The 26667-nt window shown below is 48.0% G+C and carries 28 protein-coding genes and 1 pseudogene; 8 read left to right on the top strand and 21 right to left on the bottom strand.

All coding sequences use genetic code 11. The annotated features are described in order from the left end of the window. Positions 1-520 (top strand): annotated as a pseudogene (locus ACTTJF_RS08095) (hypothetical protein); the annotation flags it as partial. 548 nt (positions 521-1068) lie between these two features. Beyond that, positions 1069-1272 carry a hypothetical protein gene (locus tag ACTTJF_RS08090; RefSeq protein ID WP_442551515.1) on the top strand — a complete coding sequence of 68 codons (204 nt, stop codon included), beginning with the start codon at positions 1069-1071 and terminating at the stop codon, positions 1270-1272. A gap of 148 nt (positions 1273-1420) precedes the next feature. On the opposite strand, the gene ACTTJF_RS08085 is transcribed toward ACTTJF_RS08090, so the two are convergent. After that, positions 1421-2812: an amidohydrolase family protein gene (locus tag ACTTJF_RS08085; protein WP_442551514.1), complete on the bottom strand. Its 1392-nt coding sequence runs from the start codon at positions 2810-2812 to the stop codon at positions 1421-1423. Between the two features lie 130 nt (positions 2813-2942). Between ACTTJF_RS08085 and ACTTJF_RS08080 the strand changes: the two genes are divergently transcribed. Continuing rightward, positions 2943-3593, top strand: coding sequence for a MerR family transcriptional regulator (locus ACTTJF_RS08080; protein ID WP_442551513.1), 651 nt, complete (start codon positions 2943-2945; stop codon positions 3591-3593). Further along, positions 3590-7072 (top strand): acyl-[ACP]--phospholipid O-acyltransferase, encoded by a 3483-nt coding sequence (locus tag ACTTJF_RS08075; RefSeq protein ID WP_442551512.1) that lies wholly within the window; start codon positions 3590-3592, stop codon positions 7070-7072. The genes ACTTJF_RS08080 and ACTTJF_RS08075 overlap by 4 nt, the downstream gene beginning before the upstream one ends. Before the next feature lie 114 nt (positions 7073-7186). On the opposite strand, the gene ACTTJF_RS08070 is transcribed toward ACTTJF_RS08075, so the two are convergent. The 13 genes from ACTTJF_RS08070 to ACTTJF_RS08010 all read right to left on the bottom strand — a co-directional run bounded on the left by ACTTJF_RS08070 (position 7187) and on the right by ACTTJF_RS08010 (position 18778). Then, positions 7187-8014 (bottom strand): ABC transporter permease, encoded by an 828-nt coding sequence (locus tag ACTTJF_RS08070; RefSeq protein WP_002953798.1) that lies wholly within the window; start codon positions 8012-8014, stop codon positions 7187-7189. Next, positions 8007-8666, bottom strand: coding sequence for an ABC transporter ATP-binding protein (locus tag ACTTJF_RS08065; RefSeq protein ID WP_442551511.1), 660 nt, complete (start codon positions 8664-8666; stop codon positions 8007-8009). Before ACTTJF_RS08065 ends, ACTTJF_RS08070 begins: the two co-directional genes overlap by 8 nt. Positions 8667-8676: 10 nt before the next feature. Beyond that, positions 8677-9582, bottom strand: a complete 906-nt coding sequence (locus ACTTJF_RS08060) for a NapH/MauN family ferredoxin-type protein (RefSeq protein WP_442551510.1) — start codon at positions 9580-9582, stop codon at positions 8677-8679. Positions 9583-9585: 3 nt separating this feature from the next. Then, positions 9586-10041, bottom strand: coding sequence for a c-type cytochrome (locus ACTTJF_RS08055; RefSeq protein WP_442551509.1), 456 nt, complete (start codon positions 10039-10041; stop codon positions 9586-9588). 9 nt (positions 10042-10050) lie between these two features. Beyond that, entirely contained in the window at positions 10051-10623 is a 573-nt protein-coding gene (locus tag ACTTJF_RS08050) for a c-type cytochrome (protein WP_442551508.1), read from the bottom strand. 2 nt (positions 10624-10625) lie between these two features. Then, positions 10626-11306 (bottom strand): 4Fe-4S dicluster domain-containing protein, encoded by a 681-nt coding sequence (locus tag ACTTJF_RS08045; RefSeq protein ID WP_442551507.1) that lies wholly within the window; start codon positions 11304-11306, stop codon positions 10626-10628. Further along, complete coding sequence (locus tag ACTTJF_RS08040; protein ID WP_442551506.1) at positions 11303-12538, bottom strand: nitrous oxide reductase family maturation protein NosD; 1236 nt, start codon at positions 12536-12538, stop codon at positions 11303-11305. Before ACTTJF_RS08040 ends, ACTTJF_RS08045 begins: the two co-directional genes overlap by 4 nt. Next, the gene (locus tag ACTTJF_RS08035) at positions 12535-13296 is read right to left on the bottom strand and encodes a cytochrome C (RefSeq protein WP_122861833.1); all 762 of its coding nucleotides are present in this window, start codon (positions 13294-13296) and stop codon (positions 12535-12537) included. The genes ACTTJF_RS08040 and ACTTJF_RS08035 overlap by 4 nt, the downstream gene beginning before the upstream one ends. Before the next feature lie 135 nt (positions 13297-13431). Beyond that, the gene (gene nosZ / locus ACTTJF_RS08030) at positions 13432-16026 is read right to left on the bottom strand and encodes a Sec-dependent nitrous-oxide reductase (protein ID WP_442551505.1); all 2595 of its coding nucleotides are present in this window, start codon (positions 16024-16026) and stop codon (positions 13432-13434) included. A gap of 15 nt (positions 16027-16041) precedes the next feature. Next, positions 16042-17121, bottom strand: a complete 1080-nt coding sequence (locus tag ACTTJF_RS08025) for a hypothetical protein (RefSeq protein ID WP_442551504.1) — start codon at positions 17119-17121, stop codon at positions 16042-16044. A gap of 157 nt (positions 17122-17278) precedes the next feature. Beyond that, positions 17279-17809 (bottom strand): SCO family protein, encoded by a 531-nt coding sequence (locus ACTTJF_RS08020; protein ID WP_442551503.1) that lies wholly within the window; start codon positions 17807-17809, stop codon positions 17279-17281. Between the two features lie 28 nt (positions 17810-17837). After that, positions 17838-18299: a hypothetical protein gene (locus tag ACTTJF_RS08015; protein WP_442551502.1), complete on the bottom strand. Its 462-nt coding sequence runs from the start codon at positions 18297-18299 to the stop codon at positions 17838-17840. After that, positions 18299-18778 (bottom strand): copper chaperone PCu(A)C, encoded by a 480-nt coding sequence (locus tag ACTTJF_RS08010; protein WP_442551501.1) that lies wholly within the window; start codon positions 18776-18778, stop codon positions 18299-18301. Before ACTTJF_RS08010 ends, ACTTJF_RS08015 begins: the two co-directional genes overlap by 1 nt. A 132-nt stretch (positions 18779-18910) precedes the next feature. Between ACTTJF_RS08010 and ACTTJF_RS08005 the strand changes: the two genes are divergently transcribed. The 3 genes from ACTTJF_RS08005 to ACTTJF_RS07995 are packed head-to-tail and all read left to right on the top strand — an operon-like array spanning position 18911 to position 21086. Further along, positions 18911-19846 carry a L,D-transpeptidase family protein gene (locus ACTTJF_RS08005; protein ID WP_442551500.1) on the top strand — a complete coding sequence of 312 codons (936 nt, stop codon included), beginning with the start codon at positions 18911-18913 and terminating at the stop codon, positions 19844-19846. Then, positions 19847-20089: a CmeU family protein gene (gene cmeU / locus ACTTJF_RS08000; protein WP_442551499.1), complete on the top strand. Its 243-nt coding sequence runs from the start codon at positions 19847-19849 to the stop codon at positions 20087-20089. Next, positions 20082-21086, top strand: a complete 1005-nt coding sequence (locus ACTTJF_RS07995; RefSeq protein ID WP_442551498.1) for an alanine racemase — start codon at positions 20082-20084, stop codon at positions 21084-21086. The genes cmeU and ACTTJF_RS07995 overlap by 8 nt, the downstream gene beginning before the upstream one ends. Positions 21087-21593: 507 nt before the next feature. On the opposite strand, the gene ACTTJF_RS07990 is transcribed toward ACTTJF_RS07995, so the two are convergent. The 7 genes from ACTTJF_RS07990 to ribA form a co-directional block, all read right to left on the bottom strand. Then, complete coding sequence (locus ACTTJF_RS07990; protein WP_442551497.1) at positions 21594-22430, bottom strand: TIGR01777 family oxidoreductase; 837 nt, start codon at positions 22428-22430, stop codon at positions 21594-21596. A 148-nt stretch (positions 22431-22578) separates the two neighbouring features. Beyond that, the gene (gene htpX, locus ACTTJF_RS07985; RefSeq protein ID WP_442551496.1) at positions 22579-23454 is read right to left on the bottom strand and encodes a zinc metalloprotease HtpX; all 876 of its coding nucleotides are present in this window, start codon (positions 23452-23454) and stop codon (positions 22579-22581) included. Between the two features lie 23 nt (positions 23455-23477). Beyond that, positions 23478-23813: a hypothetical protein gene (locus ACTTJF_RS07980; protein ID WP_442551495.1), complete on the bottom strand. Its 336-nt coding sequence runs from the start codon at positions 23811-23813 to the stop codon at positions 23478-23480. Further along, positions 23810-24187, bottom strand: coding sequence for a hypothetical protein (locus ACTTJF_RS07975; protein WP_442551494.1), 378 nt, complete (start codon positions 24185-24187; stop codon positions 23810-23812). Before ACTTJF_RS07975 ends, ACTTJF_RS07980 begins: the two co-directional genes overlap by 4 nt. 2 nt (positions 24188-24189) lie before the next feature. After that, a complete protein-coding gene (locus ACTTJF_RS07970; protein ID WP_442551493.1) occupies positions 24190-24417 on the bottom strand; it encodes a PP0621 family protein in 228 nt (75 codons plus the stop codon). Then, entirely contained in the window at positions 24407-24964 is a 558-nt protein-coding gene (gene rsmG, locus ACTTJF_RS07965) for a 16S rRNA (guanine(527)-N(7))-methyltransferase RsmG (RefSeq protein ID WP_442551492.1), read from the bottom strand. The genes ACTTJF_RS07970 and rsmG overlap by 11 nt, the downstream gene beginning before the upstream one ends. Beyond that, complete coding sequence (gene ribA, locus ACTTJF_RS07960) at positions 24954-25526, bottom strand: GTP cyclohydrolase II (RefSeq protein WP_442551491.1); 573 nt, start codon at positions 25524-25526, stop codon at positions 24954-24956. The genes rsmG and ribA overlap by 11 nt, the downstream gene beginning before the upstream one ends. 61 nt (positions 25527-25587) lie before the next feature. Here ribA and hemB point away from each other — a divergent pair, with 61 nt between their 5' ends. Then, entirely contained in the window at positions 25588-26559 is a 972-nt protein-coding gene (gene hemB, locus ACTTJF_RS07955; protein ID WP_442551490.1) for a porphobilinogen synthase, read from the top strand. The last annotated feature ends 108 nt before the right edge of the window (positions 26560-26667 follow it).

The following is a 26667-nucleotide window of genomic DNA, read 5'->3' as shown; positions in this document are numbered from 1 at the left end:
GCAAAAGATCATCGCGCTACTTGACGGGGATGAGGGGGTTAAGGAGGAGATAGAAGCTAAGGGCGACTATAACGGTATAAAGATAGGCACGCAAAAGATCATCGCTCTGCTTGATGGGGATGAGGGGGTGAGGGAGGAGATAGAAGCTAAGGGCGACTATGATATGCCCATAGAGGTTTACGGCATAATGGGCGGTATCGCGGCGATAATCGCATCGGCTTTTTTAGGCGATATGATCATGAATATCGGCCTTAGCGTCATGGTCGCTAGCATCATCGGCCTTCTTGTAAATTTATGCTTCGGTATCGAGGATATCATAGCTCAACTCGCCGTAGTACTAGGGATCGCCTTGGGACTTTACTACCTCGTTAAAGACGTGAAGGTTGGTAGCGGAGGCAGTAGAAGCTCTGGGTCGAGCAGCACCAGTAGTAGCTCTAGCGGAGGCAGCGGGAGCTCCGGCGGCGGATTTAGCGGAGGGGGCGGAAGCTTTGGCGGAGGCGGAGCTAGCGGCAGGTGGTAGTAGATATATTTTAAATTTTGCGTCAAATTTGGAGGGCTTGCTAAATTTGATGTCAAATTCAAAAATAAACCAAACTTGGGTGCGACATCGATAAAGCGGGGCTTCAATTTGTCATTGAGCGTAAAATAAAAAATAGGAGTAAAAATGCAAGGCGATCAAAAAATGAAAGAAATTTTTTCGCGTTTAGACCCAAATAATGCGACCCAAGAAGAGATAGAAAAATTTATGCGCGATTTGCTGGAAAACTATGTGCTAGAGATTGCGGGCAAATAATTCGCTTTTGCAGAGATCGAAATTTATACGAGTGCGGATAAAAATAGCTACAAACGAAAGTCGAGCGCCGGCGACATTTTTTTCATAATTATGGCTTTGATATCTGTTTTAATAGCTCAGAAGGGTCCTACGGCGGGGTGCTCGTGCGCTCGCTTTGGCCGCTCGGGCAAGCCGAGCCGATAGTGGGCCCGTGCAGATGTGTGAACGCGATTTTAAATATATCCGCACGGAGTTTAAGCTTTTGTCTTTTAGAAGCCGGGGGGAACCGGCAAGAAATGGACAAGTTTAGCTGTAGAGTGCGTAGAGCCGACTTTGACGCGAGCGGCAAACAGATAGACGATAGCAGGCGGCTTACTTCGAGTGAGTTTAAAAGTTGGCTAGAGTTGGACAAAAAAGAAGCTAAAAAATACAAAAAAGATACAAACAGATACAAGGACGGAGCAGAAAACGAAAAATCAACGCCGAGCCAAGCGAATTAGCAAAATTTATCTTAAGTCGGCGGCTTAAATTTGCTTTTTACGCACTTAAAATTTGAAATTTAAGCTACGCCGTCAAAACACGCGCAAATTTTACCAACTGCGCTCAAATTTGCACGCCCACTATTAAATTTGCACCCCAAATCCAAGCTCAAATCTCCCCTAAAATCTTTTTATAATTGCTAAAAATAGGCGAGTTTTCCCCAAAATACAAACTCATCGCGCGCACGTATCGATCGAGCGGATTTTGGATGCGGTTTAGCGTGAGGCGGTCGCGAAACGGCAGGTCGTAGCTGCTTAAAATCACGCTAAAAGGCACGGGAAAATCGGTGCCGAAAAGGATTTTGTCGTGGATTTGCGTTTGGGTTTTTAGATGCGGCAGGATACGGGCCTTGTTTATGCAAAGCAGCGCCGAAACGTCGGCGTAAAGCCCGTCAAATTCGCGCAGCCAACGAAGTAGCGTGAAGTAGTTGGCGCCGAATTTTTTCGGGTTTCGCGAAAGCGCCGTGAAAGCGCCGTCGCTTGAGGCGCCCATGTGAGCGCAGACGATGCGGCAACCCAGATTTAGCGGGGATTTTAGCTGCTCGATGCTCTCAAGCACTTTGTTTGATGCTAGCGAGTTTTCGTCGCCCACGTGGATCACCAGCGGCAGCCCAAGCTCGCTAAGCAGCCTAAAATATGGCTCATATCGCTTGTCGTTTAGATCCGTTTCCCAGTACGAGTGCAGCATCTTGCCGCCTTTAAAGCCCATTTTGTGGTATTTTTCGATCAAATTTAGCGCGTCTTTGCGGTTTGGATTTACGCTAAAAAACGGAACGACCTCGTTTGGATTTTGCTCGTAAAAGGCAAAAACGTCTTCGTTTGAGGCGCAGACGGTTTTATCCTTGTGCACGAGATTTCCGCACTCGTCAAATTTCGCATCGACGCCGAAAACTACGGACTTTTGGACGAAATTTGAGCTTTTAATCAGCCGCGCGAAGTTGCTTTTGTAGCCTTCAAAACCGTTTTTTATAAGCTCGCGCTTGTTTATGTCGAATTTTTTGGCAAAAAACGCAAGCGCTAGTTTGTCGTAAAATCGGTCAAATTTGACATCCGAACTAAGCAAATGCGAGTGGATATCGACGGTTTTTATCTGCGTTAAATTTGCGCTTTGCAAGCCGCTAAGTTCGCTCTCCCGCACGGCGGTTTCGTCAAATTTACCCCGCGAAAACCCGCCCGAATTTACTTCATTTGCCGTTAAATTTACGCTCGCTTTGGCAAATTTATCTTTGGCGCAAATTTGATCCGCCGTGTTTTGGCAAAACCCGAGCGTTTTTGACGCGGCCGTCTTACTCGCTCTCAAATTTGAGCTTAAATTTACTCGCGCGTTGTGCTGGGTTAAATTTACGCGAGTTAAATTTGCCTCCGTTTTTCGAGCTACTAAGCCAAAGCTTGCGGCGTTTGCTCGGGTCAAGCTTGCCGCCGTTTTTCCGTCTATCAAATTTACACCAAAACCCAAAGCGTCCAAGCGCTCGTTCGCGCGGTAAAAATCATCTCGAAACATCGTTTCTCCTTTTTAAAATTTATCGAAATCATAGCCTAAATTTTAAAAAGTGTCAAGTGGTGCTTTACGCTTTATGATTTTCTAAGCTAAATTTGCGTAAGATTTCGTCAAATTTAACGAAAGGAAAGAGATGAGCTACAAGATGAGCGAGCTTTGCGAACTATCGCAAACGCCCAAATCAACGATACTCTTTTACGTCAAGGAAGGGCTTTTGCCCGAGCCCGTGAAGGTAAAAGATAACGTTCATCAATACGGCGAGGATACGCTTTTGATGCTAAATTTCATCAAATACGTCCAGAGCAACTTCCACCTAAGCCTAAAAGAGGTCAAGGCGCTCACGCAGCAAAAAGGCTTTAGCTTTAAGCGCTGCTACGAGGCGCTTTTTGATTCGCTCGATACCTTTATGGGGTCAAATTTCGCCCAGACGCTAAGCGCCGAGCAGGCGTGCGAGAGGCTTGGTATCAGCCAGGCTGAGCTGGATAAATTTATAAAAGACGGATTTATCTTTATGCGAGGCGGCAAGCTGACGGAAAAAGAGGTCGAGATCCTGCAAATCGTGCTAGAGACCCAAAAGAGCGAGCGCGGGCAGGAAATTTTACGGACTTATATAAATTTAGCCAAGCAAACGGCCAAAATCGAAGCCGAGTGCGCGCGCGAAATTTACGCGAAAGCAAAGGATAAAAACGCGGCTTTAAAGCTCGTTTTCGACAATATCTTGATCCTAAAACCTTACATCTTAAATTTCCACACCTTCGATGCCTACAAAAAGGAGAACAAATGAAAGGCGTTTTTTCGGTTAGGGGCTTTTTGCCCTTTTTGATCGTTATGTTTATCAATGCGGTCGTCGATCTAGGCCACAAAATCACGATCCAAAACATACTTTTTAAGAGTATCGAGGATGAAAATTTACAGATCATCCTAACCTCGCTCGTAAATTTGCTAATCTTACTGCCCTACATCATGCTTTTTAGCGTTTCGGGCTTTTTAAACGATAAATTTTCGCGCACCCGTATCACGAGATACGCGGCGGCGAGCGAAATTTTACTCACGCTTTTTATCACTATAAGCTACCTTTGCGGCTGGTTTTACGTGGCATTTGGCACGACGCTGTTGCTAGCGGTGCAAAGTGCGGTATATAGCCCCGCCAAATACGGACTAATCAAAAAAATCGTGGGCGGCGAGAAGCTAGGTGCTGCAAACGGTATCGTGCAGGCCTTTACTATCGTGGCGATTTTGCTTGGCTCGTTTGTTTTCTCGGCGATTTTCGAGAGCTACGCCGTAGCGAGCACGGATGCCGGAGAGATGATAAAATCGGTCTGGTTTATCGGCGCGATACTTTTCGTTTGCTCGGTAGCCGAGACTATTTTTACGTTTAAGATTCCCTTTTTCGAGGCGACTGACGCGGGGCTTAAATTTGATGCGAAAAAGTACTTTAAACTAGGCTACCTAAAAGAAAACACTAGGCATATCTTTAACAACAAAAACGCCTTTTTATGTACGCTTGGGCTTTCAGTTTTCTGGGCGGTGGCGCAGCTGGTTATCGCCGTTTTCCCCGCTCACTACAAGGCTATGAGCGCGGATAACAACGTCATGATCGTGCAGGCGATTTTGGCCGTTAGCACCATCGGTCTGGTCGCGGGCTCGGCGCTAGCGGGCAGCTACTCGAAAAATCACATCGAGATGGGCATCGTGCCTTTTGGCGCTTTGGGTCTTTTTGCTTCGCTGCTTATGTTCGCGCAGGGTTCAAGTGCTGCGTTTATGACGCTGGCGTCGTTTTTGTTCGGTTTTAGCGGCGGTATTTTCATCGTACCGCTAAACGCAAATATCCAGTTTTTCACGTCCGAAGAGCAGATGGGCCGCACGCTAGCGGGCAGTAACTTTATCCAAAATATCTTTATGGCGGCGTTTTTACTGCTTGCGATGGCGTTTAGCATATTTGCCGTTAGTACGCCCGGGATCTTCGTCATTACATCCTTTAGCGTGCTTATCTGCGCGCTGGCGACGATAAAATACCTGCCGCATCTTTTCGCGCGTTTGCTTATTATGCCGTTTTTTAGGATCGGATACACGATCAACGTCGACGGCGTCGAAAATATCCCGCAAAAGGGCGGCGTGCTGCTGCTTGGCAACCACATGAGCTGGATAGACTGGGCGGTGCTGCAGATGGCCTCTCCGCGCCCGATCAGATTTGCGATGCATAAGAGTTTTTATGAAATTTGGTACCTAAAATGGCTGTTAAATTTATTTGACGTGATCCCTATCGGCGCGGGAGCTAGCAAAAGCGCGCTAGAAAAGATCCGCGAGTGCCTAGACGCGGGCGACGTGGTGGCGCTGTTTCCGGAAGGCCACATCAGCTATAACGGCCAGATAGACGAGTTTGCGCACGGTTACGAGATAGCCGCAAGCGATACGAACTCCGTCATCGTGCCGTTTTATCTGCGCGGTCTTTGGGGTTCTAGCTTCTCGCGCGCTCAAAAATACTACCAAAGAATCAGCCGCAAAATAGACGGCAAGCGCGCTATCAGGGTGAGCTTCGGCGCGCCTCTAGCTCCTGAAACCAAAGCCCCGCAAGTACGCGAAAAAGTAGTCGAGCTGTCGTTTTTTAGCTGGGCGGAGTATCTAAAAACTCTAGAGCCTATGCAGTTTAGCTGGCTAAAGCACGCCAAAGCGGATCTGTTTAAACGCTCGATGGTAGATAGCACGGGCGCTGATCTAAACAATCTCAAGGTTATCGCTACGGTGCTTGTGTTTTTGTCTAAATTTAAATTCTCGTTTTTAAAAGAGCGAAACGTCGGCGTGATACTGCCCTCCTCGGTGATGGGTAGCATTATAAATTTGATGCTATTTATCAGAGGCAAGATAAGCGTAAATCTAAACTACACGCTTAGCGAGCAAAATTTGATCGGCTGCGCGGACAAAGCGGGGCTAAGAAGCATAATCACGTCGCGCCAGTTTATCGCCAAACTAAAGGCTCGCGGCTTTGAGCTAGAAGAATCTCTAAAAGGCAGACTCGTCTATCTCGAAGACGTCGCGCAGGGCATAAGCAAGGCCGATAAAATTTGCGCGATGCTAAAGGCGGTTTTGATGCCGCGCTGGCTGCTTGAGCTTATATATTTTCGCGACGTTCGCATAGACGACGATGCGACGATACTCTTTAGCAGCGGCAGCGAAGGCACGCCAAAGGGCATCGTGCTAACGCATAAAAACATAATGGCTAATATTAAGCAAATTTCAGAGATCGTAAATACGGACGGCAACGACGTGATCTTGGCATCTCTACCGATATTTCACTCGTTTGGGCTTACCGCGGCGACCTTTTTCCCGCTTAGCGAGGGTATCGCCTCGGCTCACGTGCCCGATCCTACAGACGCCTTTGCCGTGGGCAAGATGGTCGCCAAATACCACGCGACGATAATGTTTGGCACTTCAACGTTTTTTAGGCTCTATACCAAAAACAAAAAGCTAAATCCGCTGATGTTTTCTACGATCCGCTACGCCATCGCGGGCGCAGAGAAGCTAAACGCAGTCGTTAAGCGCGAGTTTAAGATGAAATTCGGCGTCGAAATTTACGAAGGCTACGGCACGACCGAGACCTCGCCCGTCGTTAGCGTAAATACCGCAAACGTGCTAGAGCCAGAGTTTTTTAAAGAGCTCGTTTTCTCAAAAGAGGGCAGCGTGGGTCTACCGACAGCCGGTACGATAATACGAATCTGCGATCCTACAAGCCTAGAAAAGCTAGAAAATGGGCAAGCCGGCCTAATCCTAATCGGCGGCCATCAGGTGATGAAGGGCTACTATCTGGACGAGGAGCGTACGAAAGAAGCGATCGTGGAGCTAGACGGCGTGCGCTACTATAACAGCGGCGACATCGGCTTTTTGGACGAGGCGGGCTTTTTAACTATCACGGATAGGCTATCTCGCTTTGCCAAAATCGGCGGTGAGATGATAAGCCTAGGCGCGCTCGAGGCTCAAATCTCATCCGTGCTAGGCGATGAGGTTACCTTTGTGTGCACCAACGTCGCCGACGAGAAAAAGGGCGAGCAAGTCGTTATGCTATTTAGCGGCGAGATCAGCGAGGAGGATGTGGCCGCGCGCATAAGGGCTTCTGCGATACCGTCCATCATGCAGCCTTCAAAGATTTATAAAGTAGATAGCGTACCGGTGCTAGGAACGGGTAAAGTGGACTTTAAATCAAGCAAAAAGCTAGCGGCCGAGTTAGTCGCCGGCGAGGGAAATTTGAGCACTGCGGAGGAAGCGTGAATTTGAGCGGTAAATTTAGGGCGGCAAAATTTGACGCCCTAAATTTGCAAGTTAAATTTAAGCCCGCTAAAGCTAGCGAAGTAACGTAAATTTGACTCCGCAATCGAGTCAAATTTACACCAAATCCCTGCTGCTAAATATAAAATATCCGCCAACAAGCATAATCGCGCCTAAAATCAGCGGATAAAAAATCGAGTAAATAACAAATCCAAACGCGCTAAAGTTGTTTAGCACGAAATTCGACGCCACTCCGATCACGGCTAAATTTGGATCAAATAGGCTAATCGCCGCGATCCTAAAGACCTCGATCGGGTTAATGAGCGCGATAAAAAAGATGATATCCTCGCGTACGTTACTCTTCATCAAAAAGCCGATCAGCGCGAGATCCAAAAACGCCAGCAAGATAAGCCAGAGTAAAAACGCGACGCCTTGACCCATTTCTTGATTTTTGATCATTGACGAGATGAGAAATCCAAACGACAAAAACACGAAGCTAAGCGCGAAAAGTAGGGCGGTGTAGAGGGTTAGGATATTCCACGGGATTTCGATTTTTTTAACTAGCCCCGCAATCACCGCAATCGCAAAAGAGAGCAAAAGCGGCACGAAAATGACGAAAATACGCCCCAAAGCCTTGCCGAAATAGTATTCGCCCAGGCTAACGGGGAAGCTAAGCATGTACTCAAGCAAATTCGTATCGCGGTCGGCGCTGATACTGCGCACGGTCGAGATGAGGATAAAAATGGGCACGATGATAATGCAAATTTGGATAAAAAGCAGCAAAAGCCGCGTAAGTCCGCTAAAGCCCAGCACCCGCGAGTCCGTCACGCCGCTAAAGATAAAAGTAACGATAAGCCCCATAAAAACTAGCATATAGATGAGAAACCAGCGCGAGCGCAGCGACTCGGCGACGTCTAGTTTGGCGATGAGTAGGAGGTTATTCACGGTCGCCTCCTTGTGCGATCGGCTCGTCTTTGATGATGCGGCCCAGATCCATCTCGACGTAGCGGTTTGATATGCCCTGCACCTCATCAAGCCTGTGCGAGATGAAAACCAGCGTCTTTTCTCGCGCAAATTCGCCTAACAAGTCCATAAAATTTCGCCTGGCTTTGGGATCTAAATTTGCCGTCGGCTCGTCAAACATCATAGCCTCGGTGTTTTTAGCGAAGGCGATCGCGATTAGCATTTTTTGCTTCATGCCGCCTGAGAGTTTGTAAAAGGGCTTATGAAAATTTCCTTTTAGATCAAGCTCCATTTTCTCGCAAAATTTCTCTATGTTTTCCTGCGCGACGCCCGAGCTTTTGCAGACGAACTCGCAAAGTTCTTTTAGGTTAAATTTAAGCGGCGGCGGCGTTTGCGGGACGAAAGATATCACGCTAAGGGCTTCTTTGCGCGCGGTAAAAGGATCAAAGCCGTTTACTCGCACCTCGCCGCTGTTTGGCTTAAATTCACCCAGGATTATGCGCATCAGCGAGCTTTTACCCGCGCCGTTTTGCCCGAGTACGACCGTTTTTTGCCCTTTTTCTATGCTTAAATTTACGTTTTGTAGTATCTTTTGCGAGCCAAAAGCCTTGGTGATGTCTTTTAAGATTATCAAATTTATCCTTTTAGATGAGCTTTTTAAAGCCGTTGTCGAATTTCAGCGCGTCGTGGTGACACACGTCGATACAGCGTCCGCAAAGCGTGCAGTCGCCGCCCACGAGACGAAATTCTTTTTTGTTTTCGTCGCCGTCTAGTTTGGCGTTTTTCTTCGTGATCTCTAGCACGTGCGGCACGAGGCAGGTATTGATGCAGACTAAACAGTGGTCGCAGCGGTCCTTGTTCCAGCTGACTTTTACGGCGTTGGTGCGCGTTAGCAGCGAATACGTCGCGCCGATAGGGCAGACGTAGCGGCACCAGCCCCTGCGGGAGTAGAAAATCTCGACTAAAAGCACGAAAAGAGCAAACCAAATCGCGTGAAAATAGCCGTAAATGACGAATCTAGATACGATGCCCGTCACGCTAAAAATCTCAAACACGAGCTGCGAGCTAGCAAAGCTCATCGCGATAAAAAGCGCGGTAAAGACGTAGCGCCATTTGGGGTCAAACTCGCGGCGTTTGATGATTTTTTTGGCGGCTAAATTTTCGTGTATTTTCTCGCCGATCTCGCCTAAAAAGGTATAAGGACACACCCAGCCGCAAAATGCCCGTCCGCCCACAAGCGCGTAAAAAAGCAAAATCGTAGCCGTGCCGATGATGAGATTTATCGGAAACTCGTGCGTCGCGGCAAATACCTGAAAGCTCATAAAAGCATCGGTCAAATGAAAGCCTAGGATCCTTGATCCGCTGATGTCGCCTTCTAAAATTTGAATATCTGCGCGGTAAGAAAGCACGAACAAAATATGCACTAGCGCGATTACGATGAGGCGGCGTCCTCGCCAGCTGAGGCTTTTTTTGCCCTCGCCGTTTTTTATCGTCAGCGTATCGAAAAAATCGACCTTTGAGACCGTGCAGCGCGTGCTATATTTATCCATCCGCTACTCTTTAAATTTTGAAATTTCATCCGCTAACAAGCCTAAATCCTCGTCTGAAACATTTGTGAGAAGCCCCTTCATCAGGCTATTTGGCACCTTGCCCTCTTTGTAGTTTTTTAGCGAAGCTAGGATTTCGTCCTTGCTTTTGCCCGCGATGCTAGGCGCCATCACGCCCTTGCCGTTTGCTCCGTGGCAAGGCGCGCAAGATGTGAGGTATCGTTTGCTAACGCCCTCGTTAGGCTGATTTGCGACGCTGTTTTGTAGCTGTTTGATCTTTTTGATCTCTTCGCTATCTTGCAAATTTAGCTCTTCGTTTACGACTTTTTGCTGCGTTTGCTGCGCCGGTTTTAGCTCGGGCCTGCTAGCGTCCTTTACGGGTGCTGAGGGCTGGCTAGTCAGCATAAAAACCATGAGCGCAAGTACCAAAACTCCAAAGATTATCGCTATTTTCTTTCCCATTTTAGCCTCCTATTTTTTTCTAAATTGCTCGTTAAATTCGCTAATCTCGTTAGCCATCGCCCTGATCTGCGCCTCGTCCATGCCGCGCACCAGATCTTTCATCAAAGGATTTGCCTTTTGCTTGCTCTTATACGCGGCGATCATGTCGTAAATTTGATCCGAGGTTTTATTTAGCAGAGACGGACCGATGATGCCGTTGGCGTAGTCGTCGTGGCAGGCGGAGCATTTTACGATAAAGTCCTTGCTAAGTTGCCCTTTGATGAGTTTTAAATTTATGCTTTGCAGCGGGCTTCGCACCATCGCTAGCGCGCCCACTGAGCGGCTAGTCTCGCTCTCCTCGTCGTCCAGGCCGAATTTGACTCTCTTTTTACCGTTTATATCGTAGCTCATAAACTGATCGTAGTCTTTTTGCGCGGTTGCGTTAGCGTCCGCTTTTTGCGTCTCTATCATGCCTGCGGCGGCGGGCGTCGCTTGCTTTGTTGCCGCTTGCGTCGCGCTTTTTTTATCATCCTTGCTCTCACAGCCCGTTATCAGCATGGCGGCGGCGAGAGCGACGAGACAGCCTAAAATTTTATTTCTCATTTTTATCCTTTGTAAATTTCGTCATAGCCGCGGTTTGGCGCTATATCGATGATTTGTACGGGGCAAACCTCGGCGCACACTCCGCATCCGACGCAGCCTTGTTTAAATTCGGGCAAATTTCGCCCGTCGCTTTTAGCCATCGATATGGCGGCGTCTCCGACCGGGCAGAGGCTAACGCACAGATCGCAGGGCTTGTCCACGCTATTTTGGACGGCGTCTTTTACGGCTTGCTCGCGGTCGTTGTAAATTTTACGCTCGAGCATTTTCGTAACGCCGCTTAAATTTACGTTTTCGTTTTTATAGGCAAGACAGGCCTCGCGCCCTCGCAGCACTCCAACGCCCATCTTTACGTCGCTGATTTGCGTCGTGGCGTGATCTAGCGCGCCGCTGGGACAGGCCAAAACGCAAGGAAAAAGGTCGCACAGATAGCAGCCTCGCTCGTGCGCGTCGATGTAGGACGTGCCGTTTGAGTAGCCCTGCGCGATGTCTAGCAGCTCGATGCTGTGATACGGGCAGACCTGCACGCACTGGCCGCATTTTATGCAGAGCGATTCGAAATTTTTAACCGCTCCGGGAGGCCGTAAAAAAAGCTCGTCCGCGCGCGTTTTGGGTAAAAAATATCCGATGCCGTAGCCTGCGGCCGCCGCGCCTGCCGTTAGGGCGATAAAATTTCGTCTATTCATAGCGTTGCCTTTTGAGCGTTATTGGGGCGCATTTTAGGAGAGCCGTCCTCTAAAAGCTTAAGCGGCTCGGAAAAAGGCGCAAGCTTAGCTAGAAAATTTAGCCCGCTAATCACGGTCGAACCGTAGAAAAAGCGCAGAGTCGGATAATACTGCCAAAGCTTGTCGGCGTAAACGAAGTGCAAGTATGGCGTATCGCCGATGCCGTCTCTATCGACGTCTAGGCCTTCGTATTCGTCGAAATAATTACCGCTCCACTCGTTTAGCTCGATCTTTGAGCCCGGAGTGTCGTTGATAGCCGTTTCCATGTTGCCGATAAAATCATTGCCCTTAAACACGCTTTTTTCCTGCGTCGCGTGCATTTGCAGCCCGATGACGTTGTATAAAATTTGATTATTTTCGAGGGTATTTACGGTGCCCGGATTTAGCGGCGAGCGGTCGGAGTAGATGCCGCGCGAGTTATACAAAAAGGTATTTTCTCTGATGTTAAATCCCGAGGCGTCTTTTAGCGCGATACCCACGCCAAACGCTCCGTTTGAGTTGATTATCACGTTTCGGCGCACGAGAGAATTCGTAGAAAACATAAAATACATCCCCACCGCTCCGCCGCTAAATTCGTTATCCTCGATGAGGTTGTCCGCCGAGTACATCGTATGCACGGCGTAGCGGTTGTTTTTGCCGAAATTTTTGCGGATTACGTTGTTGCTAGAAAACCACGCCACGATGTCGCGGCTGTTATAGACGTAGTTTCGCTCGATCAAATTTTCGTGTGAATACCACGCGCGCACGGCGTCTCCGCGTCTAGGCACGTCAAAGCCCTCTTTTGACGTGATGTTGTTATCTCTTATCACGGCTTGGTTGCATTCTGATAGCTCGATACCGAAAAGCACGTCTTTAAAGCGGCTTTTTTCTACCAAAAGATTATTGCCTTTTAGGCAACTAACGCCGGCGTCTAGTTCCATCTGGCTCGTGCCGCTGCCCTCGATGTTTAAATTTATGAGTTTAACGTTTTTTGCCGTTACTTTTATCACGCTTGATTTGCGGTCGCCTCGTATCACGGCGTTTTCGCCTTTGCCTATTATCGAGAGCGGTTTATCGATTATGATATTTCCCTCGTAAAGGCCGTCGTTTAGGCGCAAGATGTCGCCCGGTTCCGCAGCGTTTATAGCGTCTTGCAGCGGACCGGCGAAGGCCGTCAAATTTAGCGCGCAAAAGAGCAAAAGCTTAAATTTCATTTCGCGTCTTTGAGCTCTTTTTTCTTTGAAAATACGGCCAGAATACAAAGCGCGCTCATAGCCATCATCACCCAAAATCCTATGCTAGGATACGAGTGCGTCGTAAATTGCGCGACCTTGCCGTCGCCAAGCACTGTAGGCATAAACGGTTTTATCTTAAACGCGCCCCACTCTTGCATATTGTGTCCGTACCAGTATAGCCAGCCCGCAAACGCGCCCATGAAAAGCAGCGGAGCGATGGTTGGAAGCACCATGAGCAGGGAGTTAAATTTGCCGTCGTAGTATAAAAATGCTAGCATGCAAAGCGTGGAAATAAGCAGATAATAAGGCGCAATAGCACGCTCGACGTTGCCGCCGTGCTCCATCGGATACATGCCGATGTAGTGGTTTATAGTGTTCATCTCGTGCACGTCGCCGCTGTATCCGTCAACGTGAAAATAAACCGGGATACCGTCAGGAAAGGCGTCTTTAGGGTAGTTTGGCGCTTCAAGCGCGACGTACCAGATAGGAAAAGAGGGCGTGCCGATCTCGGCTTTTTGCTCGATCATCTTTTCCAGACTGCTTGCGACGTCCTTTGGCATCAGGTGGTTTTTGTACTGAAACGAGGTGTAAAGGTCGTAAATTTTATACGAATACCCGGCAAGCGGCTCGCCCGCGGCGATCTTGGCCTTGGCTCCAAAAAAGCCCAGCACCGGGATCGTAAAACAAACGGTCATCAAGACTAACGCGATAATAGTGTAAATTTGATACTTCTTCATCGTTTCTCCTTTATTAAATTTAAAAAATTTTTCGCAAAACGCTTTTTAAATTTAACGTAGGAGGCTCGGGTTACGCGTGCCGAGCCTCAAATTTAGCGGACTGATTCGGACCGCTAAGCCCGAATCAAATTTGGATTACATTCCCGCGTTTTCGTCGATCCATTTTAGATATTCGATGATATCTTTGATCTCTTGGTCGCTCATGTGCTGATTAGGCATCCTGAGGTTAAAGAAATCTATCATGGATTTGACGTACTCGTCGTTGTAAAATTTAGCAGGATCTTTGATAAAGTCAAACACCCATTTCTCGCCGTTTTCGTGGCGCAAAAGAACGCCGGTTAGATCAGGGCCCGAGCTAACCTGACCGATAACGTGGCAGCCGTTACAACCGCCTTTTAGATAGGCTTCTTCGCCTTTGGAGGCAGCCGGGCTCATAGGCGTAGCGATCTCTTTAGCTAGGTTGTTTTTGGCTCTTAGGCCGACGTCCGCGGTTTTAACCATATACTGCCATACTTGGTACTCCCATAGGATCGCGCCGTTTACGTCGCCTTTTTTGTAGGCTTCGTCGGCTTTTGCTTTTACTTCAGGGATTTTGCCGTACTGATCCAGCGCGTCGGTAACTAGCTCTTTTACCTTAGGATATTTTTCGTAATGCTTCTCTTTTAGATACGTAACGACGCTTTGGATAACCTCGTCGGTAGCTTTATTGGTAGCGATTACTTTATCGTACTCGGCTTTTAGAGCTTCTGGGCTTAGGGTTTTTAGCTTGCTTGCTTTGGCGGATTCGTATTTTTTGTTCGGATCTTTAACTAGCAAGTAACCCATCATCTCAAGGTGCAGCGCAGAGCAAAACTCTGTGCAGTAGTAAGGGAACACGCCCTCTTCGTCCGCTACGAAATTTACAGTCGCTGTTTTACCCGGCTCTAAAGACGCATGGATGTTGTAAAGATCCACGGTAAAGCCGTGCGTCTCGTCCTGGGCGCGCTCTAGGTTCGTTAGGTGGATAGTTACGTTGTCGCCTTTATTTACCTCGATGTGCTCAGGGTTGATGTGGCTTCTGATCATCGTAGCATAAACGGTTACGTTTTTGCCGTTACGCTCGACTCTCTCCTGTCCGGCAAGAGTTACGAACGGACTTTCTTTGCCCGTGCGAGAGTTTGTTCCCATCGTATAGGTAGTAGCCGGTTTTAGCTTGCTAGCTGCGATCGAAACTACGTCGTGAGGCTCGCCAAGAGGTATCGGCATATCGTATAAAAGCTCCATCTTAGCGCCCGTGATGTCGATAAGCTGGTGGTTTTGCGGGTGAAGAGGACCTACCGGGTTAAAGCGATCGATCGAAAGTTTATCAAGAGCGATAGCGTATTTACCCTTAGGTTTTGACGATTTACCCTCCATAGTATCAAGGTGTCCGATGTTGTAGTGGACGTTGATCCTATCTAGGACTTTTAGATTTTTATAGTCCCATTTCACGATCTGGCTATCGACGTAAAGAGAGGTGTAGATGATGCCGTCTTTTTCGTCAAAAGAGTTGTGCAGAGGTCCAAGGCCAAGTTCGACTTGTCCTTGCAAGCTCTTTGCCATATCAAGCACTGGGATGCCGTACGGATCGGTGCCGGCGAACTCTTTTTTGTCGATTAGGTTTTTGATCTTTTTAAAATCATAAACCGTCGCGTGAGTATCTAGCTTGCCGCCGATAACGATATAACGGCCGTCAGGAGTGACGTCTACGCCGTGCGGGCTCTTTGGCTCAGGGATCAAAAATAGCGCGCCGGCTTTAACCGCGGCGTCTATCGTAACTACTCTATGGCCGTTTATCTCCATGTAGTTTTTCTTATCCTGAGCTAGTTTTTCTAAAATTTGCCAGTTATAAACGTGCAAATAGTCCGTGTCGTTTCTGCTCGCGCCCGCTTCAAACGGAGGCAAGCCCTTTTCGATACCGCCCGTATACATCTCGGAGTTTATCGAGTTTGTAAACGCCCAGCCGAAGCTCTCGCCCTTACCTGCGTCGCTTAGGTCTTGCCAGTATGGAGGAAGCTCGAGCGAGAAGGAAGCTTTCTCGTCTATCTTGCCTTTTGGATAGTCGAATTTCCAAAAAGTTACCGCACCGCGGAAAACCGCTTCGTATTCGTCCATCGAGTGATAGCCGTTATCTAGCGGAGCCGCGTACTGCGCCGCTTCGATGACGTATTCGCTGTTTGGAGTGATAAAGCTACCGCCGTGTTCGCTTTTCATGATAGGGTTAACCACGATCTGAGTCGTCTCAAAATCGTGTAAATTTATCACCGCGATGCGAGGGTTGGCCTTGTCGTTGATGAAAAGATAATCGCCGACGTATTCGCCGTTTTTCTCCGTAAGAGCAGGGTGGTGAGTGTCGCCCCACGTGATTTGTTTGCCTCTGATGGCGCCGCTTTTTAAGATGGCTTTAGACTCCTCGTCGTAGCCGTATCCCTGCCAAGGCTCGGGCGTAAAGACGCCGATATACTTGTAAATCCTCATCGAAGGCACGCCGTAAACCATCACCTGTCCGCTTTGGCCTCCTGAGGAAAATACGATGTAGTCGTCTTTTTTACCGCTTGGCTGATACGTTTTAGCGGCCGCTAGGACGTCTTTTTCCGTTAGCCCGCGCGCTTTCATGATAGCTTGTAGGTCGCTATCCGCCGCACACGCGCTGCTAATGGTAAACGCGAGGCCCGCAGCCGCAACGATACCGCAACTAAGTAGTTTGTTCATTGAAAATCTCCTTTCCTAAGATTTTTTCTTGTAAATTTGGATCTCGCCGTTTATGCTAACGGTTATGACGCTATCTTCGTCGTTAAAAATTTTTATCACGGCGTCAGAGTTTTTGCCTATTTTTTCTATCTGTTTAAACTCCGCGTCGCTTCGTAAAATTTCGCCGTTTCCAAGCCCGATATAAACTTTATCCTCTACGACTAGTAGGCTTTTAACGCGCGAATTTGAGATTTTGTAAATTTGAATTTCTGCGTCCGTCAAATTTGCGTTTGTTGTGCCGTTAGTCAAATTTAGATCCGCTCTGTTTTGCGCGTTTTTGACGGCGGTCAAATTTACGCTTGCGTTTTCTTTGTCGCTTGTTTGAGTTAAATTTGCTTCGGCGGTCAAATTTGCCGCGCTAGGCTGCTTGCTTGCTAAATTTTCGTTCGTAAAATTTCCATCTGCGTCAAATTTGAGGCTCGCTATCTCGCCGCTAGCAAGTCCGAAAATCACGCCCGAGTTTATCTCCGCCGCGCTCAAGGCTACGGATTTTAATTTGCCTAGATTTTTTGCCTTCATCGTGCTTAAATTTACGCTAAAAACCGATCTATCCCAGCTAGTTATCAGCGCGGCGCCGTTTAAAATTTTACAGGTTGCGATACGATATGCGCCGTTAAGATTGGCGCGCGTCAGCTTTTTTGACGCAACGTCGTAGGAGATAAAGGCGTCTTTGCCGGCGACCGCGTAAATTTTGCCGTTTGCGACGTGAAGGTGCGTTATCTGCGCATCAAGGCTTAAATTTGAAAGATTCAGCATGCCGGCAAAAGAGCTAAAATCATCGCTAAATTTAGCTATCTCGCCGCCCGCAAATCCTGCATATAAATTTGCGCCGTCAAAAGCCAGAGAGGTTATCTCATCTGTTTTAACGTCAAATTTGCTTATAGGTTTTAAGTCTTTTTGATTAAGTATTTTTAGCAAATTTTTGGCATCGTAGACGGCTAGTATTTTGTTTTGCTCGCTATATGCGCAGCTTTTTACGTCGAGGCTAGCCGTAGCGCTAACATCGCTTGCGAAGGAGAAAACAAATAGAGCGCATACGAGCGCTATAATTTTCATAAGTGTCTTTCAAATTTAAATTTTCTATTAATGAAACTATACAACCGGAAGGCTTAAAGTATATTGATTTAAATCAAAATCGTTAATAATTGAGTATAAAAAAATATCTTTGTGTTATAACGTAACACCTACAATTTACGAAATAATAAAGCTGTTATCATTTCAGATTTTCCAGTGTTTTCTTGATATTTTGCGCCGTTAGATTGGAGATCTCGGCGACAAATTTATCGTTTTTGTCTAGTATGTATAGCGAGGAGCTATGAGCGACGGAGTACTCTATAGCGGATTTTTCGAGCAACACCTTTTGATACTTCACGCCGTAGCTTTTTGCAACCTTAGGCAGATCGTCTAACACTATGCCGTAAGAATTCGGATAAAAATACTTCGCATACTCGTCGACGTTTTTAGGTTCGTCGCGCTCTGGATCGAGAGTGACGAAAATCACGACGATATCGTCTCGTTTAATTTCGTTTAAAACGCCCGAAAGGATACCTAGAGTCGCAGGGCAGACGTCTGGGCAGGTGGTGTAGCCGAAGTAGATAATCTTATTTTTGCCCTCAAAGCTCTTTAGACTCACCGCGCCGTTTGCGCCTTGGCCGGCAAGAGCGTATTTGTTTGAGTAGAGTGCGAGATAGCCTGCACCAAGAACCGTTAAAATCAGTACAAGTACGATAAGAAGCTTTTTCATCATCCGCCCTTTCAAGTGAAATTTGCGCCTATTGATGCAAGTCGAAGTCTATATAAAGTCCGCTTTTTTTACCGTTTTCTAGCACCTCGAAACGGTATCTCATGATGTTTATCAGGCACGCGCTTAGCACGATGTTTGATATGTAGGCGTTGTCGCGCTTTTCGACTTCGGCCTTTATGACGCCCATGTCCATATTTACGCCGTGGATCTCAAGGCTTGGGTTTTTAAATCCTTCTAGTCCCTCTATGCGAACGATCGTCGGCTGCATCGTGTAAATAGGCTTTGGCGAGAGGCTAAATTTAACCGTCTTGCCGCGAAACTCCACGCCGCAGGAGTGCTCGGCGTTCATATCGCAAGGAAGCGGGGTTAAATTTGCCCCCACATCCTCTGCGCTCAAAAAGTCCTCTTGCGCTTGCGGTTTAAAAAACAGATACGCCGAGGCACCTAAAACACCGACTAGAAGGACTAAAATTATGAGAAATTTTTTCATTAATGCTTGTGATGTCCGCCGTGATCGTGTCCGTGTTCGCCGTCTTTTTTAGCTACGACCGACTTTGCGACGATGTCTTTTACTTCGAGTTTTTGTCCGTTGTCAAACTCTAGCGTAGCGTCTAGTTTGTCGCCCTCTTTGATCGGGGCTTTTACGTTCATCAGCATCACGTGCAGACCGCCCGGTTTTAAATTCGCCTCGCCCATCGCAGGCACCTCGATATTTTCTATTTGCACCATTTTTTTCATACCGTCTACGTCTTTATGCGTGTGTATCTCGCCTGTAGCGGCTGCGGGAGAGCTAGCGCCGATTAGTTTTACCGGTTTATCCGTGTTGTTTTTGATATCGAAAAACAGAGCCGTATTTTTTGCGCCAGGAGGTGTAGCCTTGGCGTAGATATCAACGATCTCGATATCTGCGGCATTTGCAAAGCCCAAAGAGGCGACTACTAGCGATAAAGCTAAAAATTTGCTTTTCATTTTTTGCGTCCTTTTACGTGGAATTTTGATATTCGCTATTGTAACACAAAATAAAGGTTTTTTAAAATTTTTAAGAGAAAATGTAATATAATTCCAACCTTTATTACGAAAATACGCAACGTTAGGAAAATTTTGAAAAAACTACTCGGCTTACTTATTTTTTCTATCTTTTTTTCTCAAATTTTAGCCGCCGAGGCTTTAGCGGACGCAAATTTGACGGGGGCTAAATACTGGCTGGAAAAGCTAGGCGCAGCCGACGTTAGATACGGCTACTACGAGGCCAAGACTAAAATCATTGTCGTAAATAAAGCGCAAAAAACCCTGCAAAGCTTCGAGTATGCAGGCGGTGCGCTGGAGCAAATTTTTTCGCAAAGCGTGATAACGGGCAAAAGCGGGGATAAATTTAAAGAAGGCGACCTAAAAACTCCGGTCGGAGTTTACGACGTTACGGATAAATTTACGCCGCCCGATCCCTTTTATGGACCGCTTGCGATGTCGTTATCGTACCCAAACGCCCACGACAAAGCCGCACAAAAAACGGGCGGAGGCATCTGGATACACGGACTGCCGATGAAAGGCAAACGCGAGGACGAAGTAAAAACGCGCGGCTGCGTGGCGTTTAACAACGACGCGCTGGTGAAATTCGGCCAACTGATCGGCAGCGAGGGCGTCGTGATAATCAGCGAAAGCCAGAAGGTAGACGCTAGCAAAGACGACGTCGCGCGCGTACTGGCGCATCTGCACGAGTGGCTGCAGGCGTGGCGAGATAACGAAACTAAAATTTACCTCGGCTTTTATGCGGACGAATTTGTAAAAATAGACGGTAAAAACGCGCTAACGAGGGCTAAATTTGCCGAAAATAAAAAGAGAATTTTCGCGCTAAACGAAAAAAAGAGCATAAAAGCTTCAAATTTTAGCGTTACGCCGTACCCAAACGTCAAAGGGCAAAATCTTTTTAGAGTAGTTTTTGATGAGGATTACATTGCGCCTAGTCACGAATTTAAGGGGCAAAAAGAGCTCTACGTGCGGCTAGATAAAGATAAATTTAAAATCTTAACGGAGAAGTAAATGCAAGAAAAAAAAGAAATAGTAAAAAATCAGATCGAGGAAATTTTAAAGACTAGGAGCGAGTTTTTCGCCGAGCTAGACCGCCAAGTGCCAAAGGTTGCGGGCACTGACGTGTTTGACTTCGCGGCGGTTAAAGAGGCAGATCTAAAGGCGCTTTACGCTAAATTTTACTCTTACGATTATAGTATTAGGAAGCTGCTTCCTAACGTTTATGAGGCGTTTGGCGTAAAATTCAATGTCTGAACTCGTTTTAAACAGATCCGCCTACATCCATAATCTAACTAAAATTTGCGCCAAAGCCGGCGGCAAAGATCGCGTGATTTTGGTGCTAAAAGACAATGCCTACGGTCACGGAGCGGCGCTTGTAGGGCGCGAGGCGGCGAGCTACGGCATCAAATTTTGCGCGGTCAAAAACGAAGCCGAGGCGCGCGAGCTAGAGCCCTTTTTCGAGCACATTCTCATCCTTTCGCATATCCCGCACGGCGGCGAGAGCGAGCGATTTATCTACGCGGTAAACGACATTTCGCTGATTGCTAAATTTAAAAAAGGCGTGCGCGTGCATATCGCAGTCGATACGCTCATGCACCGAAACGGCGTGGCGGTGGGCGAAGTACGTGCGGCGTGCGAGGCGGCTTTGACGCACGGACTGCAAATTTGCGGCGCATTTACGCACTTTAGAAGCGCTGAAGAGCTTAGTAGCGATTATTTCGTGCAGAGGCAAAATTTCGCCGCGGCAAAAGCCGTAGTGCGGGAAATTTGCGGCGAGAGAGATTTGGTCTTTCACTCGCACAACTCCGCTGCGACCGAGCGTTTTGGCGAGCTAGCGGGCGAGTACGTACGCGTTGGCATCGCCGCCTACGGCTACGCGCAGTTTGACGAGAGCTTAGGGCTAAAGCGCGTGGCGTCGCTCTGGGCGCATAAGGTTAGCGGCAGAGTGCTAAAAAAGGGACAATGCGCGGGATACGGCGCTAAATTTTGCGCGAACGAGGATATGCAAATCGCCGTTTACGACCTAGGCTACGGCGACGGATTGCTGCGCTACGCGGGCGAGGGCGAGCTAAAGACTGCCGGCGGACAGCGGTTGCTCGGCAAAATGTCGATGGATAGCTTTTGCTGCGAAGACGCGGGCGATAAAATTTGCGTATTTGACGACGCGCGCATTTGGGCAGATTTTTTCGGCACGATTAGTTATGACGTCTTGACCAAGCTCTCGCCTAGCATCTCGAGGCGGTTTGAGTAAAACTTCTCGTAAGTGCGCTTGAGCGCGCAGGTAGCAAACCCTGCGCGCAGAACTAGCGACAAAAGCTAGCTTTCCGAATTTATGAGCTTAGTTTGCGATTTTTAAAAGCGTAAATTTGTCGTCTTATTCAAATTTACGCCTAATTTTGCCTAATATCGGCTCGCGGTTTTGTAAATTTGAGACATTGTTTGGCGGTCAAAAAATTTATCGCTTTTTTTCTTGGGCGGATCGTGCTAATTTTGCCTAAGCGTCAGGTTTGCTAAATTTTGTTTACCGATTTATAGCCTGCCATATCAGCGGGCAAAGCATTTTATGTTTTAAGGCGCTACCGTATTTGCTTTATGCCTCTATGCCGGCGTTTTTAATTTGGATTTGCGATAAAATCGGACGAGATTCTATGCGGCTAAATTTTCGTAGCGGCGTCAAATTTACGCTGGGTTGGCGCGAGCCGCATTTTGCAAAAACCGAAGCGGAGCATTTGGCTAAGCAGGCAAAAATTATTTAAATTTACTTCAAAATATCCCGAAGCGCCGTTTTTAGATCGCTAAATTTAAAGCTAAATCCGCTTTTTATCAAGGCTTGCGGATAGACTTTCGCGCCTTCAAGCAGTACGCTTGATCCCTCGCCCAGTATCAAATTTAACGCAAATTTAGGCACTTTAAAAAACGTCGGTCGCCCCAAAACCTCGCCTAAAATTTTAGTAAATTCGCCGTTTGTGCTAGGAGTCGGCGAAACGAGATTAAAAACGCCGCTTTGGCGGTTTTGCAAGGTAAATTTAAACGCCTCTAGCAAATCAGCGATGTGAATCCAGCAAAACGCCTGCTCGCCGCTGGCGATCTTGCCGCCAAGACCGAGCCTAAATGCCGGCAGCATCTTAGCTAGCGCGCCGCCTCGCCCCAGCACCACGCCTAGGCGAAATATCGCCGTTTGCGTCCGCGCCTTAGCGGCCTCGCTCTCCCACTCGCATGCTAGCTCGCCCAAAAATCCGCGGTCAAATTTGACCGAGCTCTCGTCGTGGCCAAGCCCGTTTTCATATATCCCCACGGCTGAAGCGCTGATGAAAAAGGGCGGGTTTTCTAGCTCGTTTATAGCGCAAACCAGCGTGCGCGTAGTCTCTATCCTGCTTGCGCGAAGGCGCTTTTTATAGGCCTCGCTCCATCTTGCGGCGATAGAAGCGCCGGCTAAATTTATAACCGCGTCGCAGCCTTTGATGATGTCTTTGAGCGCGTCTTTGTCGGCATAGGCGGCCCTTGGGATAGCTACTATCTCGTATCCCCAGGCTCTGAAAAAGCGGCATAGTTCGCCGCCGATAAATCCGCTCGCTCCGTTTACGGCTATTTTCATATTTTGCCTTTTTGATAAATTTACTTTTACGCGGGCGGTCAAATTTGACGCGACGCGGAGTCAAATTCGGCTTTAACTTAAGGCCAGAAGCCGAGCCGTTTTGCTTAAATTTAACGGCGAAACGAGGGCTTAAATTTGCCAGTCAAATTTACTTTCTAAAATACCCTTTCACGCCGCTTCCGCCGTCTAGTTGCGAACGTAAATTTTCTAGCGCGGCGATGCGGTCTTGGGTGCTCGGGTGCGTGCGAAACAGCGAGCCCAGCGCGCTTTTTACGCCGCTAAAAGGGTTGATGATAAACATATGCGCGCTTTGTTCGTCGGCGTTTGCCATCACGCGTCCGCGCGCGTAGTCCTCGAGCTTTCGCAGCGCGCCGGCTAGGTGCTGAGGCTTGCCCGTTATCATCGCTGCGCCCCTGTCGGCCTCAAACTCCCGCGCCCGCGAGATCGCCATGCGTATGATCGTGGCGGCTAGCGGCATGATGACGGCTAGAGCGATTAGCATCAGAGGATTTTGCTTGCCTTGACGATTCGCCGCGCCAAACTGCGCGAAATTCGCCAGTATCGCGATCGCGCCCGCAAATACAGCCGCGATAGAGCCCGTCAGGATGTCGTAGTGGCGCACGTGGCTTAGCTCGTGAGCTAGCACGCCCTCGATCTCGTCTTTGTTTAGCAGATTTAGCAGCCCTTCGGTCACGGCCACTGCGGCGTGGCTGGGGTTACGACCCGTGGCGAAGGCGTTTGGAACGGCTTCCGGGATGATGTAGATCTTTGGCATCGGCAAATTTGCCTTCGCGCAAAGCTCGCGCACGATCTGATAAAGCCCAGTCGCATGCGCTTCGTCCACCGGCACGGCTTGGTAATGTTTTAGCACGAGCGTATCCGAGAAAAAATACGAAAAGAAATTCATCCCAAGCGCAATCAAAAATGCCACCAGCATGCCGCTAGTGCCGCCTATCGCGCCGCCCACGGCTACGAAAAGCAGCATTAGCACCGTCATCAAAAATGCAGTTTTAAAAAGTTCCATTTGTTTCCTTTGCTCGTAAAATTTTACGAAAATATCTCGCCGCCCTCTTTTATCTTTTTTATGAGGGCAAAAATATCTCGTTCCGCTAGTCGCATCGGAGCCGATCCTAGCGCGCCTAGGTCGTTAAAATAAATAGCATCGTCCGAGTTTAATTTTATGAAAAATCCAAGGTCGCCGTCTTGGCCTATCATATAAAAACCCGGCTCGTAAAGCGCTACTTCGTAGGTTTCGTTTCGCTCGGCTAAAGACGCGCACCCGTATAGATAGACGCCCGCTCCCGCTTCGTTAAAAACATCCACGCACTCCTCGCCATCGATACTTTCTAAAAATTTTAGATATAACGGCGGGAATTTGATCATCGTTTATCTTTGCCTATTACGGCGTTTTTAAATATCGCGACGTCCGTGCCCGTCTCGCTAAGCGCGGCTAGCTCGTTTCGGCTCTCTATAACGACGCAAATTTGAGCGTCAAATAGATAATCCTGCGCCAGCTTTGCCGCCTTGCTCGCAAGCTCGCGGGGCACTACGATAAATTTCGCTCCAGCCGCGTTTGCGACGATGATTTCGTTTAGATTTTCCGCCTCGACGCTAAACTGGGCGCCGAGCTCCTGCGCGCGCTTTATCGCGGCCTCGTCAAATTTAAATAAATTTTGCTTGCCCGCTTCGATCTGCCGAGCACTTTCGCGCCAAAATATCGGCTCATATGGCACCAGTTCGTGTCCGATTAATTGCATTTCTACTCCTTTTTGCTTTGCATACAGTCTTGGCAGACATATCCGCCGCCGCTTATTACGGCGTCTTTAGCCTCTATGAAGGTACCGCACTTTTTGCATTCGACGAAATTTTGGGCCTCTTTGTCCTCTTTTTTTGCGCCGCCTTTTATGCCTCTTTTGACGCGGGTTTTAAAAAATATCAAATAAATCGCGATTAAAACCGCCAAAAAAGCCAAAATTTTAAATAACATCGCCGCCCTTTATAAGTACGTAATTTCGGTTGCCGCGCCCATAAATTTGAGCCTTGAGCCCATCTAGCTCGCTTTGTACGCTGCTTCCTTTGTAAAGTAAAATTTGAGTTTGCGCACCCAAAAAACCGTTGCAAATCCCAAGCAAATCTTTCGTTTTCATTAGTGCTCGGCTAGTGATAAGCTGCGCCGTAAAGGCCTCGCCGTCCTCGATCTTGCAAGATTTTACGCGCACGTTGGTTAAATTTAGCTCGGCCTTGACGTAGCTTAAAAACGCCGATTTTTTCGGACTGGGCTCAAAGAGATGCCACTGGCACTCCCTTAAAATCATCGCGAGAAATATCGCCGGAAAGCCCGCTCCGCTACCGACGTCGATCGCCGTTTTAGCGCCCCAAATTTGCGGGAAAATTTCAAGCGGAGCTATGCTGTCTGCTATCTGCTCGTTTAAATTTTTGTAGTTAGTTAGGCTGTGCACGCGGTTAAATTTAGCCAAAATCTCGCTAAATTTCGCCGTTTGCGCGTCAAAGTCCAGCGGCAGGTCAATTTTCATCTAGCATATGCCCCATCTGCTCTTTTTTCACGCGCAGGTAGTTTTCGTTAAATTTGTTCGCGTGTATCACGATCGGCACGCGAGAGACGATCTGTACGCATTTTAGCCCCGACAGTTTTTTTGGGTTATTGGTTAGCAAATTTATCTTTTCGATGCCGAAGTGCTTTAAGATAAAATCCACGATCTCATACGTGCGCTCGTCGGCCTTAAAGCCTAGCTGGTGGTTTGCCTCGATGGTATCAAAGCCCTCGTCTTGCAGATGGTAGGCGTTTACTTTGTTTAGTAGGCCGATATTTCGCCCCTCTTGGCGCAGATAGATCACCATACCGCCGTGCTCTTCGATGTATTTTAGGCTGGCTTCGAGCTGGTCGCGGCAGTCGCATTTTAGGCTACCGATCGCATCGCCCGTTAGGCACTCGGAGTGGATGCGGACGTTTACGACCTCGCCGAAAGGTTTTTTGTAAATCGCCAAATGTTCCTTCTCGCCCTCCTTAAACGCCTGTATCTCAAACGTCCCGAAACGAGAGGGCAAATTCGCCGTATTTGAAAGCTCGATATTCATAAAATTTTAACTCCTATTATGTTACACTAAGCGTAAATTGTAGCGAAGTAAAAGGAAAATTATGTTTAAACGTTTTAGAAGACTCAGGATAAATCCCGCGATCAGAGAGATGGTGCGCGAAACCAGCGTTGCGGCGAGCGATTTTATCTATCCGCTTTTCGTCGTCGAAGGCAAGGGCGTGAAAAAAGAGATAAGCTCGATGCCGGGCGTCTTTCAGATGAGTTTGGACGAAATTTTAAAAGAGTGCGAAATCGTGCGAAATTTAGGCATAAAAGCGGTGATATTGTTTGGAATCCCGAGCCTAAAAGATAGCGTAGGCAGCGATGCTTTGAGCGATGAAGGCATCATAGCGACCGCGCTTCGGGCGATAAAGGATAAATTTGCAGATCTCGTCGTGATAACCGATCTTTGCTTTTGCGAGTACACCGATCACGGCCACTGCGGTATCCTAGATCACGTCCATCAGACCGTCGATAACGACGCGACGTTAGAAATTTCCGCTAAACAAGCGCTGATCCACGCTAAAAACGGCGCCGATATGATCGCTCCAAGCGGTATGATGGACGGCATCATCGCTACCTTGCGCGGGGCGCTGGATGTGAGCGGATACGAAAATTTGCCGATTATGGCGTATTCGACCAAATTTGCTTCGGCATACTATGGACCGTTTCGCGACGTAGCCGAATCAGCGCCTAGCTTCGGAGATAGAAAAAGCTATCAGATGGATAGCGCAAACCGCCTAGAAGCCGTGAGCGAGAGCCTAGAAGACGAGGCGCAGGGTGCCGATATCTTGATGGTAAAGCCCGCTCTTGCGTATCTAGATATCATCCGCGATCTGCGCGAGGCGACGAGACTGCCGATCTGCGCGTATAACGTGAGCGGCGAATACGCCCTGCTAAAAGCCGCGGCAAAAGCGGGCGTCATAGACTACGAGCGAGTAATGATGGAGACGCTGGTCGGGTTTAAGAGGGCGGGGGCGGATTTAATAATAAGCTATCATGCTAAAGAAGCCGCCGCTTTACTAAGAAAATAGCGGCTTGTCTTGTGAGCGTCTTTAAATGAGTTTCTGCTTCACTTGCGTTTCGCAGCTGCAAGCAGAGGAAATTTTAAGTCTGCGGCAGACTACTTGTCTAGCCTTGAC

The organism is Campylobacter sp. (assembly GCF_052170435.1).
Classification (GTDB): domain Bacteria; phylum Campylobacterota; class Campylobacteria; order Campylobacterales; family Campylobacteraceae; genus Campylobacter_A.
The sequence above is the reverse complement of the archived record's forward strand: the minus strand, read 5'-3'. Positions and strand labels throughout refer to the sequence as shown.

Excerpts from the sequence above, each read along its gene's own strand:
- ACTTJF_RS08090 (WP_442551515.1), top strand. The coding sequence starts at position 1,069 with ATGGACAAGTTTAGCTGTAGAGTGCGTAGAGCCGACTTTGACGCGAGC.
- ACTTJF_RS08085 (WP_442551514.1), bottom strand. The coding sequence starts at position 2,812 with ATGTTTCGAGATGATTTTTACCGCGCGAACGAGCGCTTGGACGCTTTG.
- ACTTJF_RS08080 (WP_442551513.1), top strand. The coding sequence starts at position 2,943 with ATGAGCTACAAGATGAGCGAGCTTTGCGAACTATCGCAAACGCCCAAA.
- ACTTJF_RS08075 (WP_442551512.1), top strand. The coding sequence starts at position 3,590 with ATGAAAGGCGTTTTTTCGGTTAGGGGCTTTTTGCCCTTTTTGATCGTT.
- ACTTJF_RS08060 (WP_442551510.1), bottom strand. The coding sequence starts at position 9,582 with ATGGATAAATATAGCACGCGCTGCACGGTCTCAAAGGTCGATTTTTTC.
- ACTTJF_RS08055 (WP_442551509.1), bottom strand. The coding sequence starts at position 10,041 with ATGGGAAAGAAAATAGCGATAATCTTTGGAGTTTTGGTACTTGCGCTC.
- ACTTJF_RS08050 (WP_442551508.1), bottom strand. The coding sequence starts at position 10,623 with ATGAGAAATAAAATTTTAGGCTGTCTCGTCGCTCTCGCCGCCGCCATG.
- ACTTJF_RS08045 (WP_442551507.1), bottom strand. The coding sequence starts at position 11,306 with ATGAATAGACGAAATTTTATCGCCCTAACGGCAGGCGCGGCGGCCGCA.
- ACTTJF_RS08040 (WP_442551506.1), bottom strand. The coding sequence starts at position 12,538 with ATGAAATTTAAGCTTTTGCTCTTTTGCGCGCTAAATTTGACGGCCTTC.
- ACTTJF_RS08035 (WP_122861833.1), bottom strand. The coding sequence starts at position 13,296 with ATGAAGAAGTATCAAATTTACACTATTATCGCGTTAGTCTTGATGACC.
- nosZ (WP_442551505.1), bottom strand. The coding sequence starts at position 16,026 with ATGAACAAACTACTTAGTTGCGGTATCGTTGCGGCTGCGGGCCTCGCG.
- ACTTJF_RS08025 (WP_442551504.1), bottom strand. The coding sequence starts at position 17,121 with ATGAAAATTATAGCGCTCGTATGCGCTCTATTTGTTTTCTCCTTCGCA.
- ACTTJF_RS08020 (WP_442551503.1), bottom strand. The coding sequence starts at position 17,809 with ATGAAAAAGCTTCTTATCGTACTTGTACTGATTTTAACGGTTCTTGGT.
- ACTTJF_RS08015 (WP_442551502.1), bottom strand. The coding sequence starts at position 18,299 with ATGAAAAAATTTCTCATAATTTTAGTCCTTCTAGTCGGTGTTTTAGGT.
- ACTTJF_RS08010 (WP_442551501.1), bottom strand. The coding sequence starts at position 18,778 with ATGAAAAGCAAATTTTTAGCTTTATCGCTAGTAGTCGCCTCTTTGGGC.
- cmeU (WP_442551499.1), top strand. The coding sequence starts at position 19,847 with ATGCAAGAAAAAAAAGAAATAGTAAAAAATCAGATCGAGGAAATTTTA.
- ACTTJF_RS07995 (WP_442551498.1), top strand. The coding sequence starts at position 20,082 with ATGTCTGAACTCGTTTTAAACAGATCCGCCTACATCCATAATCTAACT.
- ACTTJF_RS07990 (WP_442551497.1), bottom strand. The coding sequence starts at position 22,430 with ATGAAAATAGCCGTAAACGGAGCGAGCGGATTTATCGGCGGCGAACTA.
- htpX (WP_442551496.1), bottom strand. The coding sequence starts at position 23,454 with ATGGAACTTTTTAAAACTGCATTTTTGATGACGGTGCTAATGCTGCTT.
- ACTTJF_RS07980 (WP_442551495.1), bottom strand. The coding sequence starts at position 23,813 with ATGATCAAATTCCCGCCGTTATATCTAAAATTTTTAGAAAGTATCGAT.
- ACTTJF_RS07975 (WP_442551494.1), bottom strand. The coding sequence starts at position 24,187 with ATGCAATTAATCGGACACGAACTGGTGCCATATGAGCCGATATTTTGG.
- ACTTJF_RS07970 (WP_442551493.1), bottom strand. The coding sequence starts at position 24,417 with ATGTTATTTAAAATTTTGGCTTTTTTGGCGGTTTTAATCGCGATTTAT.
- rsmG (WP_442551492.1), bottom strand. The coding sequence starts at position 24,964 with ATGAAAATTGACCTGCCGCTGGACTTTGACGCGCAAACGGCGAAATTT.
- ribA (WP_442551491.1), bottom strand. The coding sequence starts at position 25,526 with ATGAATATCGAGCTTTCAAATACGGCGAATTTGCCCTCTCGTTTCGGG.
- hemB (WP_442551490.1), top strand. The coding sequence starts at position 25,588 with ATGTTTAAACGTTTTAGAAGACTCAGGATAAATCCCGCGATCAGAGAG.